The sequence below is a fragment of the Methanoregula sp. genome (assembly GCF_028712425.1).
In the GTDB taxonomy this organism is placed as follows: domain Archaea; phylum Halobacteriota; class Methanomicrobia; order Methanomicrobiales; family Methanospirillaceae; genus Methanoregula.
In genome coordinates this window covers 116,846-134,585 of record NZ_JAQTQD010000002.1, presented here as the reverse complement: position 1 = coordinate 134,585, position 17,740 = coordinate 116,846, and the positions used below count along the sequence as shown (strand labels likewise).

At 55.6% G+C, this 17,740-nt stretch carries 11 protein-coding genes and 1 CRISPR repeat array (1 of these 12 only partly in view); of the genes, 5 read left to right on the top strand and 6 right to left on the bottom strand.

What is annotated here, in order from left to right:
- The gene (gene gatB / locus PHF39_RS01485) at positions 1–1,455 is read left to right on the top strand and encodes an Asp-tRNA(Asn)/Glu-tRNA(Gln) amidotransferase subunit GatB (RefSeq protein WP_300219447.1); all 1,455 of its coding nucleotides are present in this window, start codon (positions 1–3) and stop codon (positions 1,453–1,455) included.
- A 5-nt stretch (positions 1,456–1,460) separates the two neighbouring features.
- Positions 1,461–4,289: a DNA topoisomerase I gene (locus PHF39_RS01480; protein ID WP_300219445.1), complete on the top strand. Its 2,829-nt coding sequence runs from the start codon at positions 1,461–1,463 to the stop codon at positions 4,287–4,289.
- A 7-nt stretch (positions 4,290–4,296) separates the two neighbouring features.
- Here the strand turns inward: PHF39_RS01480 and PHF39_RS01475 are convergent, their stop codons facing one another.
- Both PHF39_RS01475 and PHF39_RS01470 read right to left on the bottom strand, forming a co-directional pair.
- Complete coding sequence (locus PHF39_RS01475; RefSeq protein WP_300219443.1) at positions 4,297–4,668, bottom strand: response regulator; 372 nt, start codon at positions 4,666–4,668, stop codon at positions 4,297–4,299.
- Positions 4,669–4,713: 45 nt separating this feature from the next.
- Complete coding sequence (locus PHF39_RS01470) at positions 4,714–7,551, bottom strand: PAS domain S-box protein (protein WP_300219441.1); 2,838 nt, start codon at positions 7,549–7,551, stop codon at positions 4,714–4,716.
- 128 nt (positions 7,552–7,679) lie between these two features.
- Between PHF39_RS01470 and PHF39_RS01465 the strand changes: the two genes are divergently transcribed.
- From PHF39_RS01465 to PHF39_RS01455, 3 genes are all read left to right on the top strand, one after another.
- Positions 7,680–8,369, top strand: coding sequence for a phosphoglycerol geranylgeranyltransferase (locus tag PHF39_RS01465; protein WP_300219439.1), 690 nt, complete (start codon positions 7,680–7,682; stop codon positions 8,367–8,369).
- A 7-nt stretch (positions 8,370–8,376) separates the two neighbouring features.
- Positions 8,377–9,144 carry an RNA methyltransferase gene (locus tag PHF39_RS01460; protein ID WP_300219437.1) on the top strand — a complete coding sequence of 256 codons (768 nt, stop codon included), beginning with the start codon at positions 8,377–8,379 and terminating at the stop codon, positions 9,142–9,144.
- Positions 9,145–9,711: 567 nt separating this feature from the next.
- On the top strand, positions 9,712–11,544 hold the full coding sequence (locus tag PHF39_RS01455) for a threonine--tRNA ligase (protein WP_300219435.1): 1,833 nt from the start codon (positions 9,712–9,714) through the stop codon (positions 11,542–11,544).
- 326 nt (positions 11,545–11,870) lie between these two features.
- Here the strand turns inward: PHF39_RS01455 and PHF39_RS01450 are convergent, their stop codons facing one another.
- The 4 genes from PHF39_RS01450 to purB form a co-directional block, all read right to left on the bottom strand.
- Entirely contained in the window at positions 11,871–12,449 is a 579-nt protein-coding gene (locus PHF39_RS01450; RefSeq protein ID WP_300219433.1) for a response regulator, read from the bottom strand.
- A 259-nt stretch (positions 12,450–12,708) separates the two neighbouring features.
- Positions 12,709–13,080, bottom strand: coding sequence for a response regulator (locus PHF39_RS01445; RefSeq protein WP_300219430.1), 372 nt, complete (start codon positions 13,078–13,080; stop codon positions 12,709–12,711).
- On the bottom strand, positions 13,070–14,869 hold the full coding sequence (locus PHF39_RS01440) for a PAS domain-containing sensor histidine kinase (protein WP_300219428.1): 1,800 nt from the start codon (positions 14,867–14,869) through the stop codon (positions 13,070–13,072). The genes PHF39_RS01445 and PHF39_RS01440 overlap by 11 nt, the downstream gene beginning before the upstream one ends.
- Positions 14,870–14,992: 123 nt before the next feature.
- Complete coding sequence (gene purB, locus PHF39_RS01435; RefSeq protein ID WP_300219426.1) at positions 14,993–16,333, bottom strand: adenylosuccinate lyase; 1,341 nt, start codon at positions 16,331–16,333, stop codon at positions 14,993–14,995.
- Between the two features lie 151 nt (positions 16,334–16,484).
- Positions 16,485–17,740: direct repeats of the CRISPR family, unit length 37 nt; unit sequence GTTTCAATCCTTGTTCTCGTGGATGTTTCGCTCGAAG; it runs 2,130 nt beyond the window's last position.

Here is a 17,740-nt window from a genome sequence, read left to right as displayed (position 1 = left end):
ATGGCGGAAGAAGAGACGCAGGTCATTGTCGGTCTTGAAGTACACTGCCAGCTGGACACGAAGAGCAAACTCTTCTGCGGGTGTTCGACCGACTACCGCAGCGACGGCCCCAACACCCATGTCTGCCCCATCTGCCTCGGCCTGCCCGGCGCTATGCCGGCGCTGAACAAGCGGGCCATCGAGTATGCTATGAAGGTGGCAAAAGCCCTCAACTGCGAGATCGTGAACGAGTCCGAGTTCTCGCGGAAGAACTACTTCTACCCTGACCTGGACAAGGCTTACCAGATCACCCAGTACGACAAGCCCCTTGCCGAAGGCGGTTACCTGGAGATCGAGAGCGACGCGGGCGGAGAGAAGAAGATCCGGTTAACACGGATTCATGTCGAGGAGGACCCCGGCCGGCTCGTGCACATGGGCAATGTCGAGCGCGGGAAGTACTCGCTCGTGGACTACAACCGTGCCGGTGTCCCGCTCATCGAGATCGTCTCCGAGCCGGACATGCGCTCGCCCAAGGAAGCGCGGAAGTTTTTGAACAAGCTCCGCGCCACGCTCGAATACTTAAGCGTCTTTGACTCAGAGAAGGAGGGGTCGCTCCGTGTCGATGCCAACATCTCGATCAAGGGGCACGAGCGCGTTGAAGTCAAGAACATCACCTCCTACAAGGGCGTGGAGAAGGCACTCACGTTCGAGGTCACCCGGCAGAAGAACCTGATCCGGCGCGGACAGAGGATCGAGCGCGAGACCCGGCACTTCCTTGAAGGAAGGGGAGTCACCCAGTCCGCCCGCAGCAAGGAGCAGGAGCACGACTACCGGTACTTCCCCGAGCCCGACCTCCGTCCGCTCCGGGTGAAGTCATGGGTAGACGGGATCGTCCTCCCCGAACTGCCGGATGCCCGCCGCGAGCGGTTCATGGCGCAGTACGGCTGTTCGCTCAACCATGCCCGGACCCTGACCGGCGACCTGAAACTCGCCAACTTCTTCGAGAAGGTCGTATCATCCGATCCCAAAGGGCTCTCCCCGCTTGCATCAACATGGATTGCCGATACGCTCATCGGCGAACTGAACTACCGGGACATGGGACTGGATCCCGTTGACCCGGAGAGCATTGCCGCCCTGGTACGGCTGCTGAAGGCCGGGACCATCACCGACAAGAGCGGTGTCGAAGTGCTCCGGGTGATGCTTGACCAGCGGCTGAAGAAGGAGAAGACCGAGACACCCGATGCGATCGTAACCCGGCTTGGCCTGACAAAGACGACCGGCGACACGGGGGCCATCGCAGCTGCCATCGAAGAAGCAATTAACGATAACCCGAAAGCGCTTGAGGATTACCGCAACGGCGAGGGCAAGGCAATAAACTTCCTGGTCGGGCAGGTCATGAAGAAGACCCGGGGCAAGGCCGACCCTGCCGAACTGAACCGTATGCTCAATGAAGCGCTGAAAAAGAGGGGGGCGTAATACCCGTGCACCTGATCGTTGCAGAGAAGAACATCTCGGCCCGGCGCATTGCCGAGATCCTTGCCGGTGGAAAGAGAGTTTCCGAGCAGAAGGACGCCGGCGTCCCCACCTATCATTTCGGGGACACCGTGACTGTCGGGCTCCGTGGCCATGTCGTGGAGATCGACTTCGAACCGGGATACCAGAACTGGCGGAGCGAGACTGCAACCCCGAGAAGCCTCATCGATGCAAAGACGATCAAGGTGCCAACAGAGAAGAAGATCGTTTCCCTCCTCCAGAAACTGGCGAAAAAAGCTGACCGGGTCACCATTGCAACGGACTTTGATACCGAAGGAGAGCTGATCGGCAAGGAGGCCTACGAGCTGGTCAGGGCCGCAAACAAAAAGGTCACGATCGACCGTGCCCGCTTCTCTGCCATTACGGCACAGGAACTCAGCCACGCCTTTGCCAACACCACCGAGCTCGACTTTGCCCTTGCCGCAGCTGGTGAGGCCCGCCAGTCCATCGACCTGATGTGGGGCGCGTCCCTGACGCGGTTTATCTCGCTTGCCGCGCGGAGGGGAGGCCAGAACATCCTCTCGGTAGGCCGGGTCCAGACCCCGACTCTCAGCATGATTGTCGACAGGGAGAAAGAGATCGAGGCGTTTGTGCCGGAGAAGTACTGGCAGCTTGCCCTTGACTTCGAGAAGCGGGGGGAGGTGATCGAGGCCCGGCACACCAATGGCCGGTTCCACGAGAAGGCCGCAGCCGAGCAGGCCCGCGACCGGACCCAGTCGCCCCTTATCGTAAAAGAGGTCAGGATCGGGACCAAGCAGGACCGGTCCCCATCCCCATTCGATACCACAACCTATATCGTTGCCGCAGCCCGGCTCGGGCTCTCGGCGGCAAACGCGATGCGGATCGCAGAAGACCTGTACATGAACGGTTTCATCTCGTACCCGAGGACCGACAACACCGTCTACCCCCCGTCGCTGGATATTAGCGGGATCCTGAATACCCTGAAAAACTCCCCGTTTAAAAAGGATGTCGAATGGACGATCGCCCACCGGCGGCCGGTCCCAACCCGGGGCAAGAAGTCATCAACCGACCACCCCCCAATCCACCCTACCGGCGCCGCAACAAGGGAAATGCTTGGCGACGATGCGTTCCGGGTGTACGAACTCGTGCTCCGGCGGTTCCTTGCCACCCTTGCGCCGGATGCCCAGTGGAAGACGATGAAGGTCCTCTTCGACGCAAATGGTGAGGAATATACCACAACCGGCGGCCAGCTCATGGAATCCGGCTGGCATGCGGTGTACCCGTTCTCGGAAGCGCGGGAGACGCTCCTTCCGGAGTTTGTCACGGGTGAAAAGCTGCCCATAAAGAAAGTTACTCTTGACGAGAAAGAGACCCTGCCTCCCGCACGGTACACCCAGAGCAAGCTCATCCAGCGGATGGAGGAACTGGGCCTTGGAACAAAGAGCACGAGGCATGAGGTCATCGCAAAACTTGTTTCCCGGAAGTACGTGGAAGGAGCACCTCTCCGGCCCACGCTGGTCGGCAGGGTTGTCACGGAGTCACTTGAACACCACGCCGACACCATAACAAAGCCGGACATGACCCGGACGCTCGAATCGCATATGCAGCTGATCAAGCAGAGCCAGCGGACTCGCGAGGACGTGATCCGTGAGTCCCGGGACATGCTGCACCGTGCCTTCGACCAGCTCGAGGCAAACGAGCAGGTCATAGGCGACGATATCCGGAACCGGACCGCCGAGGAGATGAACCTCGGGAAATGCCCGGTCTGCGGCGGAACGCTTGCCATCAAGCACCTCCGCGGCAACACGCAGTTCATCGGCTGCTCGCGCTACCCGGAGTGCAGTTTCAACATCGGCCTGCCGGCAGCGCAGTGGGGATTTGCCATCAGAACAGATGAGAAGTGCGAGAAACATGGCCTGAACTTTGTCCGGCTCGTGCGGAAAGGGGCCCGCCCCTGGGACATCGGGTGCCCGCTCTGCCACCAGATCAACTCCAACCGCGAGTCGCTGGAGGAGATCCCGTCTGCCGACAAGGAACTGGTCGACCGGATCCAGGCATGCCATATCTACACGGTCGCCGAGCTTGCGCACAGTACTACGGAGGATCTTGCAAAGAAACTGGGCATATCTTCGGAAAAAGCTGCAATCCTTACCCGCGATGCTACTGTCGTGCTGGAAAAACTCCGCCGCCGCTCGGAGTGCCGCAAGTTCATGCGGGACCGGCTCATCCCCCGGAAAGGGCGGAGTTACGCAAAGATCCTCGCGGCACTCAAGGATGCGGGGATAACAGACCTCTCGCTCCTTGCAAAGGCCGATCCGGCTACCCTGAAGAAAGCGGGAGTCAGCGACGCAGAGACAGAACAGCTGCTCTCCGATGCAAAGACCGTGTACCACAGCCAGATACTAAAGGAGATCGGGATACCGGCCGTAAGCCTGAAGAAGTACATTGCCGCGGGAATCGTTGAACCGGAAGCGTTCTGTACGCAGTCTCCCGCCTCACTCAGCGAAAAGACGGGTATGTCCTTATCAACCGTCCAGAAGCACGTCGGCAAGGTCTGTACCTACCTCAAAAAGCCGGTCCCGAAGAAATTTTCGAAGCTCCAGATCGAGCGCGGGAAGAAACAACTTCTCGCGGTAAGCGGGCTTTCCACACCCCAGGTGGAAAAACTATTCAAGGTGGGGATTGTTGACGGTGACGCACTCCTTGCCGCCGACCCGGTCTCTGTTGCTGCCGCTGCGGGAATCCCCGAACAGAAGATCCGCGACTACCAGAAGGTCCTCAAAAGAAAGAAAGACACCGCCATCATTCAGCTGTAGGCAAAATTTACTTTTTTTTCAACGCAAGTTCGATTGCAACCCGCAGGTCATTGTCCTCAAACGGTTTGACAACGAACCCGTCCGGCTGCGTGGCCTTCGCCCGGTCAAGTGTCGGGCCGTCAGAATGGGACGTGACATAGACAACCGGAATAGAGAATCCCTTCTTGATCATTTTTGCCGTTTCGACACCGTCCAACTCTCCCTGGATGTTGATGTCCATGAGGACAAGATCCGGTTTTGTCTTCACCACGAGTTCCATAGCCTCGGCACCGGAAACCGCCCTGCCGGCTACCTCATACCCCATGTTCTTCAGCCGCCAGTCCTCGACCTTTGCAATGATGTCGTCATCCTCAACAAGGAGAATCTTTCGTGGAGCCAATACAGAATCCTCCGCTTTACATTTCAGGTATGGCGCTTCTCATGTTTACATTTTATCCTCATTTTTCACGAAGCGCCAGGTGCCGTTCGGGATGATGAGTTCGAACCGGGACCCCTTCCCGTACACCCCGGTCTCCCGGATCGAGATGCCCGTGATTCGCAGGATCTCTCGGGCTAAGAAGAGTCCCATCCCGGTATTTTTTCCGACGCCACGCTCGAAGACCCGTGCCTTGGCGGTGTCGGGTATCCCGACACCGTCGTCCTCGCAGATAAGAGTCAGCCCGATATCGGATATCTGGTAATAGAACCGTATCTTCGTGAGGTGCTCACCATATCGCAGCGCGTTGTCCACGAGATTGTAGAAGACCTTCTCCAGCAGGGGATCCGCAAATATCTCTGTCTCCTCGAGATCGACTTCAATGGAGACCCCGGGGCTGCTGAGGCCCGAAACGGCACGGGCGGCAACGTCCCGGACATTCTGCCAGACCGGTGCATTCACCCCCACCCCCTGGTAATCCCGCGTGAACGTGATCTGCCGCTGGATGAGCCGGCCCTCCTCCTTGATCTGTTCCAGCAGCCGGGCCAGTTCCTCACGGTTCCCGGATGCTATGGCCATGTCAATCAGCCCGAAGATCCCGGTGATGGTGTTCAAGATATCGTGCCTCGTGATATCGTTCATAAGGTTCAGTTTCTGGTTTGCCAGGTGAACGGCATCCTCGATGCGTTTCCGGTCGGTCATGTCGGTAATCGTGCCCACGAAGCCACGGACCTCTCCCTCGTTGTCATAAACCGGGGCCGACTGCCCGTAGAGCCAGATGATCGTCCCGTCCGGTCGCATGAACCGGATTTCACCATCCGGAAAGAGCCGCGACTGGAACTTTTTCCACATCTCCTTGGAGATGCGCATACGGTTCAGCGGTTCCTGGATCTCTTTCCACGCGCGGCTTCGCATGTCCTGGAAGGTCATGCCGGTCATCTCCTCCCACCGCTCATTGACGTACGTGAGGGAACCGTTCACCTTGCTCTCGAAAACCCCTACGGGTGTGGTCTTGAGGATGTGCGAGAGACGCTCCTGGCTCTTCTGGAGCTCCTCCTGCATCTGGAGGCGGGCTGTGTTGTCGATAAAGGTCTCCAGCAGGCACGAGCGCCCATGGAGCATGACCGGAACAACGTGCTTGATGATAGAGATCTGGCTCCCGTCAGAGCGCACAAGGATACGCTGGGAATTGACCACCTGCATGCCAAGGTCCGTGACCGGGCATTTCCCGGCCTCGGCAGGGCAGACGACATCGTGACAGGGCCTGCCAATAATCGCGTCAAGGGTCGTTCCTATCATTTCCAGGGCGGCAGGATTGGCATCGATGATTGTATGGGTCCCGGCATCGATAACAAGGATCCCGATAGTGACTGACATGAGGAGGGTCTGCAGGTACTCCTGGCTCTCGATGAGCGCTTCTTCAAGCGTGATCCGTTCCGTGACATCGATGAGGACTCCGCGGAAGCCGACAACCTGCCCATCCCGGTGTGCGAGAGAGGTAGAGATGATTGCACGCATCAGCGTGCCATCGGTTTTACAGAACGTGTAAATCTCACCGGTTGAGGTTCCATCAGAGAGGATTGCTGTGAGCCCGCGACGCATCCGCTCCCTCTCCTTTTCAATGAGGAAGTCGGTGGCATGCACACCGCTCCTGATCATCTCATCTGAGATCCCGAACAATTCAGCACCGACCTTGTTGGTATAGAGGACCCGTAAGCCGGCGTCCATCTCAAATATAGGGAGCGGGAGCAAGTCTGCAAGCTCATGGAACCGGGCCTCGCTCCGGATAAGTCCTTTGTTCGCCTCGTCAAGGGAGTCCAGCATCCCATTAATCTCACACGCCAGTTCCGCGAACTCATCGTTACCGGTCACGTGAATCCTCCGTGAGGAACCCGGCCGGGAGCTGATACCCTGCACCTGGGCGCCAAGCGACGTGATCCGGGAAAGGACAAGCCGGTCGAGAAGGAGAAGTGATGTAACCCCGAGGATAAGCCCGGCCCCAAGAACGATAAGGATATACTGGGTCGTAGTAGTTACACCCTGCTGGTAAATTGTCCGGGGTTTTTGCACCTCCAAAAAAAGCCGTCCCTCCCCATTGATATCACGGATGAGAGCATACCCGGCAATCTTGTCATTCCCAATAATCTCGATAGTCCTTGCACTGTCGTCCTTCACCCTCTCCATCGATTCCCGTACGGAACCGGGGATTTCCGGGTCGCCCGCTGAAAAGAAGCGAACCACCTGCTGCGCGGGATTGACCGGGACAAATGCCGCAGTATCATCCAGATACCTGCCCATGATCACGCTGCCCGTGGGTATACCGGTGAGATCCGAATGGATGATCGGGCAGGAGGCTACAATGACCGGGCGCCTGTCAAGTACCAAAATCCCGGTGGTGGTGATAAGCCGTTCTGATATATCGAGCAGCGGACTACCAGGCACAAGGAATCCGCCAAGGGATTGCGGTATCGATCCAATGGTCTGGTTCACCGGATTATATGCACCGGAATAGACAATCTCCCCCTTCTCATTGGTCATGACAATGAAACTGACCTCCATGTTGCGATAAACCCCCGGCAAAAGATTTGTGGACTCATATGCCGGGTCCTTTCCGTTGACGAACTCATAGGTATCGTCCCACTGGCCCCAGTCCGCAGTTATCGTTGAGAGGGAACGGTATTCGGAATCCAGGCGGCTTAGGGCCAGGTCGATGTCCTGCATGACATACTGCTGCTCGAGGGTGCTATAACTGGTAAGCGAGATGTTTGCAACAAAAAGGACGATCAACGCGAGGATAACGATCAGCAGGGTTATCAGAATGACGCTGGTCTTTTCCTGGAGTTTCATGTTAATCGTCCGATCATTCTCCCGTTTTTATTGGCGGGATATAAACTGTTCTGTGCCCGGATGTTCTTTTCAGGCATGCAGGGATACCGGTATATTTGGGTGGAGCGCCAATACTACAGCAGATCAACATGAAATGGAAAGACTGGGTCCACGTGACGAAACTCGATCCCGACAAACAGCTCAAGGCGGGCGATATCGAAGCGATCGCTGCCAGCGGCACGGACGCCCTGATGCTCTCGGGCACCCTCAACGTCACGAAGGAGAACCTTTCCGCACTCTTGAAAGAGGTGAAAGCCTACAACCTCCCCCTGGTCATGGAGCCTGCCGGGCCCGAAGCGGTCCTCATGCAGGGGATCGATTACGTTTTTGTCCCGAGCGTGATGAATACGACCGAGGTTACCTGGATCGTGGGGAAACACAAGGCATGGGTCCAGATGCACAAGGGCAGGATCCCCTGGGGCGATGCCATTGTCCCGGAGGCGTATATCGTACTCAACCCGAATTCTTCGGTAGGCCGGGTGACAAAAGCCGTTTGCGACCTGAAACCGGATGAGGTTGCCGCGTATACCTCCGTGGCTGACCATTACTTCCATTTCCCTATCGTGTACATAGAATACAGCGGCACCTTTGGCGACCCGACAGTGGTGAAGGCCGCATCCGATGCCATTGACAAATCCATCCTCTACTATGGCGGCGGGATCAATTCCGCGGAGAAGGCTGAGCAGATGAGTAAGTACGCTGACACCATCGTTGTCGGGAATGCCGTGTACGACCAGGGACCTGCCGTACTGAAGGCAACCGTGGACGCTGTCCAGTAACTTTTTTATGCCCGAGATCGAGATAGTCCTCGTTGCTCCCATCTATGAAGGAAACGTGGGATTTGCCGCCCGCGTGATGAAGAACTTCGGATTCTCCCGCCTCGTACTCATCGATGCCTGCCCGCTTGGCAATGAGGCAAAGGCCCGGGCATCGCACGCACAGGACGTTCTCGCGAATGCCGAAGTCTGCACAATAGAGGACGTCTTCGCCCGTAGCAACATCATCATCGCAACAACCGGAACCGTGAGCAAGTCGATCTGCCACGCTATGCGGATGCCGTTCTATTCGCCAAAAGAACTCCGCGAGCGGGTGAAGGATATTGACGGACGGATCTCGATCCTCTTCGGGCGCGAGAACTGGGGGCTCAATAACGAGGAGGTGAAACGGAGCGACATGATCTGCTCCATTCCCACGAACGAGGATTACCCGATCCTCAACCTCTCGCACGCGGTCGGCGTGGTCTGTTATGAGCTCGCGAACCTCCCGCTGCCGAGCTACGCCCTCTGCCCGCCGCAGGATATGGAGTATCTCTACCAGCACATCGACCGGTATCTCGACGGCATCCACCACCCGAAGTTCAAGCGCGAGAATACGCTCATCCTCATCCGCCGGATACTCGGGCGGTGCAACCTCACGGTGCGGGAGGCGAGCACGCTCCACGGGCTCCTGCGCCGGAGCGAGTGGCACATTGATCCGAAGCTGCTGGACCGGGACAAAACGGGCGCACGGAACCTCCGGGATTTCAGGGACGAAGACACCGAAGAAGAGATGTAGGTCTCGTACGGGGGAAGTGAAATACCCCGACCAGAGAAAGGTAAAACTCTCACAGTTCTACGGATTCCTCTGTCCCATTTTTTTCCTGTCGCTCTGATCGGTGCCCGGTTTGTCCGGATCCTCGGATCAGTCTGGTACATGCGTTTTTGGTGGAGAAGAAGGCCGAACATGGCGCTATTCTGGAATGCTATTAACAGTAATTCTCATTTTATTGGAACGGATCAACCCTGATGAGGGGGGGTCGGACGGTGTACTTCTTTGATCCGATCTACGGGATAGTCTGAAAATGTCAGTCGTAACACCGACTCCACACCTATCATCACAAATACCAATCCGGTTTAAGTACACCGCCCGACCCCCCCTCCCCCCACCCAAAATCCGGTAATCTTCCGGCAAATCCACCCCGGAAAATCGTCCTCGGCAAGGTTTCCTGCCTATAGGGGGTCGGGCGGTGTACTACTTGCATCCCCGTGAGTCCGCGTACCTTCCCGCGTTCAGTGTTACGCCTTTAATATACCAAGAAAACCCATTGTATACGGATGATCTTACCGGATCGGAGATGAATCAATGCGACTTCTTCTCATTCATTCAGATTACATAGAATACGAAGCCAAAAAGAAGACAAAGATGGCAGAGGAGGCCTCTGTCCTTTCAGACAAGGAGACCGAGGCACTTACTGTTTTTTGCGCTGTTGAATCGATCGATGAAGAGGATCTCGATGGCGTGGTACTCCAGGGTATCGAGGAAGTGAAGAAGACCGCAGGACAGGTCACTGTAGATAAGATCGTTGTCTACCCGTACGCCCACCTCTCAAACGACCTTGCCACTCCCGAGACGGCAGTCTCGGTGCTCAACGCACTCAAGGCCGGCCTTGAGAAAGAAGGATTCACCGTCAAACGTGCCCCGTTCGGCTGGTACAAGTCCTTCAAGCTCTCCTGCAAGGGCCACCCGCTCTCGGAACTCTCCAAGACTATCATCCCCGGTGAGACAACGGCAAAACCGGCGAAGAAAGAGGTCACACACGAATGGTTCGTCCTGACTCCTGACGGAAAACAGCACGACACTAAAGAATATCTCGATGACTCCCCGTTCGGCTGCATGGTAAAGAAGGAACTTGGTATCGCGACCCCGGTCGGCGGAGACCCGGCACATGTCGACCTGATGCGCGGAAAAGAACTCGTGGACTACGAGCCCGCATCCGACGTCGGATGCCTCCGCTGGATGCCGAAGGGCAAACTCATCCGCGACCTTCTTGCCGATTACGTGCTCCGGATGGTGCTCGAATATGGCGGGACACCGGTCGAGACCCCTGTCATGTACGACCTCGGCGACAAGGCGATCTTCGAGCATGCGGACAAGTTCGGCGAGCGGCAGTACCGGTTCAAGTCCAACAACCGGAACATGATGCTCCGGTTCGCGGCCTGCTTCGGCATGTTCTCGATCATGCGGGACATGCACATCTCCCCCAACCACCTCCCGATGAAGATGTACGAGCTCTCCACCTACTCGTTCCGCCACGAACAGAAAGGTGAGGTCATCGGGTTAAAGCGCCTCCGCTCCTTCACCATGCCCGACATGCACTCGCTCTGCCTTGACATGCCCCAGGCCCTGAAGTGCTTTGAGGAGCAGCTCGCAATGGGATGGCAGACCGGAAAGGACTTCGAGACAAAACTCGTTGCCGCATTCCGGTGCACGAAGGGATTCTATGCCGAGCACGAGGCATGGGTCAAGAAAATCGTGAAGGAATCGGACTGCCCAATGCTCATCGAGATCCTCTCCGACCGCGTCCACTACTGGATAGCAAAGATCGACCTTGCCGCAATCGACGGCCAGCTCCGCCCCATCGAGAACCCGACCGTCCAGATCGATGTCGAGAGCTCGACCCGGTTCAACATCAAGTACCACAAGGAAGACGGGACGCCCGTCCACCCGCCGATCCTCCACTGTTCTCCCACGGGGAGTGTCGAGCGCGTGATATGCGCAATCCTTGAAAACACCTCCACCCAGGCTGTACCGGCGCTCCCCACCTGGCTCTCGCCCGTGCAGGTCCGGGTCGTGCCGGTGACCGAGAAGCACCTTGGCTATGCAGAAGAACTGATGACCGCCATCAACGCGGCGCAGATCCGGTGCGACATGGACGACCGGAACGAGACCATGGGCAAGAAAGTCCGGGAAGCCGGTATGGACTGGGTGCCCTACGTAATTGTTGTCGGTGACGAGGAAGTCGCATCGAAGAAACTAACGGTAACGATCCGGAAGAAGTCGCAGCCGAACAAGCCTCACAAGGAGCAGCTCACTGCCGATGCTCTCATCGCTGCGGTGAAGAAGGAAGTCGAGGAGAAGCCGTTCCGGCCGCTGTATACCCCGAAGAAACTCTCGCTCAAGGCGAGATATATCTGATTTTTTTCTGTTTTAGCCCTTTATTATTGTCGAATCTATGTCATTCATCTGAATCGCTTCTTGCACCACAAGAGCCAAAACCTGATTTCTCCACGAAGTCATCCAGCCTGTCATCGCAAGGGGATGGGGCGGACAGGGAGAGTTATCGGAGAAAAGAAACAGACAGTCTTTCAGGGCATTGTTATAAACCGGAAGTTCGCAGGAAATTGATATCCCGGATACCCGTACCATGATCAATAGAGGGGACCCAAATGACCGGTTTATTCACCAGTGGCATCCGGACCCTGGCATTCCTTTTTCGTAAGATCCTCCCTGTCTCCGTGATGCTACGCAGAATTTTCATCCATCTTTTGGGAAAGGGCACTATCAAGGGCTGACTTCAGCTCACAGTCAGAAAAGGGTTTGAGGACGTATCCATGTGGATTGATCTCTTTTGCCCGGGTAATCGTTGCCTCATCACCAAAGGATGTCACAAAAATTACCGGAATATGCAACTCATCCCGGATTATCCTTGCAGCACCGACCCCGTCCATAGTCCCGCGGATATGGATATCCATTAAAATAAGATCCGGTGCATGTTCACGTGCTTTGGTGATGGCGTCATCTGCTGTCCTTACGGCACAGACAGGGTGGTACTGCATTGACTCGAGGATCATCACAATATCCCTGCTGATGATCGCCTCATCTTCAACCACAAGAATTCTCGGCTTGCCCACAATTTCCTCCAGTCCTTTGAGAACGGTAAAAACCTGCGTGATGATTCCGGAATGCGGATCCTGTAAGTTCGTTGCAATACAATAGTTTTGGATAGTGGGGTATATGATTCCGGGGACGATAAATCCATTGATTTTATCCCCATTGCCGCGAATAGGCAAGAATTTAGTATATTTTATTAGTTCCACCATATGGGGAGAGAAAAAAATTTATATAGTATCGTATTTTTTACCCATAAGACATATTTACTATAAATAGTCTATTATCTCCTGTAACATCATTCAGTCTCTTAACAACCAGCGTTACAACGGTGATAAGAGAGGAGATTATCCTCGATGGCCAATACTTCGGCCGGAACGATTATATATTATTTATCATCGTGTTCGGGCAAGAATGTGGAAACAATATGGAGAATAATCCGCAGTACTTGAAAAAAAGACTGAAACCGGTTCAACCAGCCGGTAAATACTTCACGATCGTTTCCTTCAGCACATCCAGCGAGACCGGTTTGTGGAGGACACTGACATGAGGATCGCGGATCTGCATCATCCGCTCACCCACCTCGGGGGCTGCTGTAAAAAGAATGACAGGAAGATCCTGCATCCCCGGAAGCTCCCGCAGGCGTTTCAAAAACGTCCAGCCGTCGATCGGCACCATCATGATATCAAGGAGGATGAGCGCCGGCGGGTCGCGCCGGATCACCTCAAGGGCTGCATTCCCGTCGGGCATCAGGACCGGTTCATAACTGAGTCTCCGGATCAGGAGGTCCATCATTTCGAGGATGGGCCGGTCGTCCTCCACGAGCATGACCTTATGTGTCACGGGACACCTCTGCCGGGCGCTGTTTCGGGATATGGATCGTGAACGTGCTCCCGACATTCACCACGGAATCCACGCTGATGAACCCGCCATGCAGCTGGATGTAACGCTTTGCAATCGAGAGCGAGAGACCAATGCGTCCGGCTTTTTTCCCATTTGTTGTAAGGTCCTGGGCGTTTTGAGTCTTGAAGATCTCGTCAAGCTGGGTGTTGGTGATCCCTATCCCATTGTCCCGTATGGCGAGACGGTGCATCGTGTCCTGTGGCGTAGAAACATACACGATGCGGATCCTCCGCGGGGGATTGGAATAATTCACCGCATTGGAGAGCATGGAGTTGATAACCGTCGCGATCTTTGCCTGGTCTGCATCGAAGATGAGATCATCCGGAACATCGATTGCAATCTCAGCATGAGCGCTATAGCGTCCACTGTCAATAATGCTGTGGAGCAGTCCTGGCACACCAAAGGCAGCATAGTCGATCGGGATCTTCTCCGCTTCCAGCACGGAGAGCTCCAGCATCTGGTCGATGACCTGGCGCTCGTGGTCAATACTCTTTGCAACCCGGTCGAGAATGGCTTTTGTCTCGTCCGTAACGCCATACTTCTCCGGGTTCCCGGTCAGCATGGCAAGGTATCCCGTGATGGGCTGGAGGGGGGAGTGGAGCTCGTGGACTGCCGTGTTGATGATGCCCCGGCGACGTATACTCTCATGCTGGACCGACTCCTTCAGCCGCTCATATTCGGTGATGTCAACAAGGTTGATCAGGACTGCCGGGCTGCCCTTCTGGTGGATCCACGTAAAGAAGAGGGTGCCCAGTTTTGTCTCGCCGGTCTTTGTCCGGAACTGCACTTCCATCAGTCCGGGGAGGGGAGCGCCGGAATCCGGTGTATCCGGCAGGGCCGGAAAACCATCGCGGTCATCCGGATGGACAAGGTTTCGGAAGTCCTTTCCCATGAGCTCGTCTGGATCATATCCGGTGAAGGCCCGGAACGTCGGATTCGTATAGATGATCTTCCCGTCTTTGATAACAACAATGCTCGTTGGGGCGTGGTCGGTAACCTGCTGGTACCGTTGTGAATTCTCTTCGGCAGCCTGCTCGGCGAGTTTCCGCTGGTTGATGTCGATGACCGAGCAGGAGACCAGGTTGGCATCAATCCGGCTCCACGAGAGGTTCACCCAGAACGGTTCGCCGCTTTCTTTCAGGAACCGGGTCTCGAAATTGATGACGTCCTCGCTCGACCCGAGATACTCGAAGAACCGGCGCTGCTCTTCCCTTGTATCGAAGAACTGCGAAAAATTCATCCCGGGCAGATTCCCGGTCCCATAGCCGGTCATAGCCGAGAAATGGGAGTTCGCTATCTTTATCGCAAACGTGTTCTTGTCGAAGAGGACGATACCAAGGAGCGAGGTATCGAAGATACCACGGTACCGGGTCTCGCTCGTGTTGACCTTCTCGGTGAAATATGCGACGACCGCGGCGATACAGATAAAGAGGATCGCCTGGCCGGTCGTATAGATCAGGCCGGCGGTGTCGGGGAATACGTATATGTATGCCAGCACTTCGTACACAACGGCACAGAACCCGGCAAGGAAGAGGCCGCGCCTGGGGTAAAAGTACGTGGCATAGAGGATCGGGAAGTAGAAGAGCTGGGAGTAGATCGTCTCAACATGCCTTGTAAGCGAGATGGACGTGATGAAGATGCACGAGAGGGTGAGCGAGGCGATGACAAAAAGCCGCACGATCTCTGTGTGCGAAATGGTATGCCCCGCTACAGATAGAGACCGATCCATGGGTATTGTCGTATTATCCGGGAATGGTTATAAATATTCTATCCGGGTGACGCCCGGTACCTGCCGCTTTTCACGAAACGGGATGCACTCGAAGCCTTTCATATACAGGACAGGATCCATGAATCAGGCCGCGAGCGGAGAGAGTTTCTGTATCACCCGCTCTACCTGCTTCACGGCTGTCCCTATGTAGGCATCGGGAGAAAGCAGGGCTGCAATCTCATCCCTTGAACAGAAGCGGACAACGTCAGGATCCTGTGCAAGGATATCGACAAGCGGTTTTCCTTCAGAAAGGGCCTGCATACTTGCGACCCTAATCTTCTCGTGGGAGTCCTGCCGACTCATGCCCTTCTTTGTCAGTTCGATCATCACCGATTCAGCCATGTTGATCCCGTGGAGGAACTCCAGGTTCCGGCGGATAGCATCCTTCCGGATGACAAGCCCCACGATGATCCCGGCCATGAGCCGGAGGCAGTGGTCGGTGAGGATAGAGGCCTCCGGGAAAAGCACCCGCTCGCACGAGGAGTTCGTCAAATCCCGCTCGTCCCAGAGCGTGTTGTTCTGGAGTGCCGGTTCAACAGCAGAGCGGATGATCCGGGCAAGTCCGCAGACCTGCTCGCTTTTTATCGGGTTGCGCTTGTGGGGCATCGTGGAGGAGCCGACCTGGTTCTTGCCGAACGCTTCCTCGACTTCACCGATCTCGGTCCGCTGGAGCGAGCGGATCTCGACACCGATCTTATCGAGGGTTGTTGCAACGTTCGCGCAGAACATGAAGTACTCCGCGTACCGGTCGCGGGCAATCACCTGGTTGGAGACATCCACCGATCCCATCCCCAGGTTTGCCATCATCGTTGCCTGCACATCCATCCCCTTTGGCCCGAGCGCTGCCTGGGTCCCTACCGCGCCGGTCATCTGGCCAACTACGACCCGGGGGCACATCTGTTCGAGCCGCTCGATGTGCCGGCCGACCTCGCTTGCCCAGATGGCGAAGCGAAGCCCGTAGGTCGTGGGAACCCCGTGCTGCCCGTGGGTCCGGCCAATACAGACCAGCGTCTTGTTCTCTTCCGCCCGCTTCAGGAGGACCGCGAGGAGTTTCCGGAGTTTTGTATCGATCAGATCGAGCGACTGCCCGAGCTGGAGGCCGGTCGCGGTGTCAAGGATATCGTTGCTCGTTGCGCCGTAATGCACCCATCGCCCGGACTCGCCCGTCACTTCCGCGATCGATTTGACAATCGCCATCATATCGTGGCTGATCTCGAGCTCGATCGCTTTTGCCCGTTCGAGGGATGCGTTCTTTGCTTTACTCTCGATCTCGGCTGCCGCTGCTGTCGGGATCATCCCGTGGTGCGCCTCGGCCTTTGCCAGCGCAACCTCGGCCGCCACGATGCAGGCAAACCGGTTCCTCTCACTCCAGACGGCACGCATTTCCGGTGTGCCGTAGCGCTCCTCGATGGGGTGGACTGCCATGTGAACAGATCTGTTGTCCGGGAATATAGGGATTGGGGGATTGTTTGGAATGCAAGAATCTTTTTCGCGGAGATTATGTAAAATTGTCCTTGTTTTGATGAATGTGCCACTCGAAGATTACTTACACTTACCAGGGCGCGCAGTACATCATATTTCAATCCTTGTTCTCGTGAATGTTTCGCTCGAAGCCTTCCGGTTGTAGAAGTCAAGCGCCTGACACTGGGTTTCAATCCTTGTTCTCGTGGATGTTTCGCTCGAAGTGGCCTCTTCGATAGTGCGGTCCGCAAAAATGTAGGTTTCAATCCTTGTTCTCGTGGATGTTTCGCTCGAAGTCTTTGAAAAGTTCGTCATAGCCTGCGAGCTTCAATTGAAGTTTCAATCCTTGTTCTCGTGGATGTTTCGCTCGAAGTGGCCTCTTCGATAGTGCGGTCCGCAAAAATGTAGGTTTCAATCCTTGTTCTCGTGGATGTTTCGCTCGAAGGCTCCCCCCCTTCTCATCTTCGAGCCTTGGAGCGAGTTTCAATCCTTGTTCTCGTGGATGTTTCGCTCGAAGGCACGGAAAGCGACCGGAACGGTCAAGCAGCCGGGTTTCAATCCTTGTTCTCGTGGATGTTTCGCTCGAAGCGTGGCATGCTCAACGCGGTCAACGTTGTTGCGTTGTTTCAATCCTTGTTCTCGTGGATGTTTCGCTCGAAGAGTATGTCGCAATGGCACAGCGCCGGCTCGACCGGAGTTTCAATCCTTGTTCTCGTGGATGTTTCGCTCGAAGAAACGAGGTCCTCGCCCATCAGAACGACCTCCTCAGGTTTCAATCCTTGTTCTCGTGGATGTTTCGCTCGAAGCTGACTGATAGAATTGATTCATTGAGATCCATGAAGTTTCAATCCTTGTTCTCGTGGATGTTTCGCTCGAAGAAGAACCGACCAAAATGAAACGCTACGGACACCTATAGTTTCAATCCTTGTTCTCGTGGATGTTTCGCTCGAAGAGAACCGACCAAAATGAAACGCTACGGACACCTATAGTTTCAATCCTTGTTCTCGTGGATGTTTCGCTCGAAGCTGGTGTCAATGCCACGCACGGTCTGCGGAGGACTAAGTTTCAATCCTTGTTCTCGTGGATGTTTCGCTCGAAGCCGGGGTGCGATGACGGGCTCCATGCTTACCCAGGGTTTCAATCCTTGTTCTCGTGGATGTTTCGCTCGAAGAAGACGATCAACCTGACAAAAGAGACCACGCTCTGGTTTCAATCCTTGTTCTCGTGGATGTTTCGCTCGAAGTCCATTTTGATTTACGCGGTTTATGTGAATACAAAGTTTCAATCCTTGTTCTCGTGGATGTTTCGCTCGAAGGTTTAGTGCTTGCAGTATATTTATTGAATAGGTGAGTTTCAATCCTTGTTCTCGTG

What these genes read in the sequence shown, in the direction of transcription:
- gatB (WP_300219447.1), top strand. Translation starts at nt 1, where the DNA reads ATGGCGGAAGAAGAGACGCAGGTCATTGTCGGTCTTGAAGTACACTGC.
- PHF39_RS01470 (WP_300219441.1), bottom strand. Translation starts at nt 7,551, where the DNA reads ATGAAACTCCAGGAAAAGACCAGCGTCATTCTGATAACCCTGCTGATC.
- PHF39_RS01465 (WP_300219439.1), top strand. Translation starts at nt 7,680, where the DNA reads ATGAAATGGAAAGACTGGGTCCACGTGACGAAACTCGATCCCGACAAA.
- PHF39_RS01460 (WP_300219437.1), top strand. Translation starts at nt 8,377, where the DNA reads ATGCCCGAGATCGAGATAGTCCTCGTTGCTCCCATCTATGAAGGAAAC.
- PHF39_RS01455 (WP_300219435.1), top strand. Translation starts at nt 9,712, where the DNA reads ATGCGACTTCTTCTCATTCATTCAGATTACATAGAATACGAAGCCAAA.
- PHF39_RS01450 (WP_300219433.1), bottom strand. Translation starts at nt 12,449, where the DNA reads ATGGTGGAACTAATAAAATATACTAAATTCTTGCCTATTCGCGGCAAT.
- PHF39_RS01440 (WP_300219428.1), bottom strand. Translation starts at nt 14,869, where the DNA reads ATGGATCGGTCTCTATCTGTAGCGGGGCATACCATTTCGCACACAGAG.
- purB (WP_300219426.1), bottom strand. Translation starts at nt 16,333, where the DNA reads ATGGCAGTCCACCCCATCGAGGAGCGCTACGGCACACCGGAAATGCGT.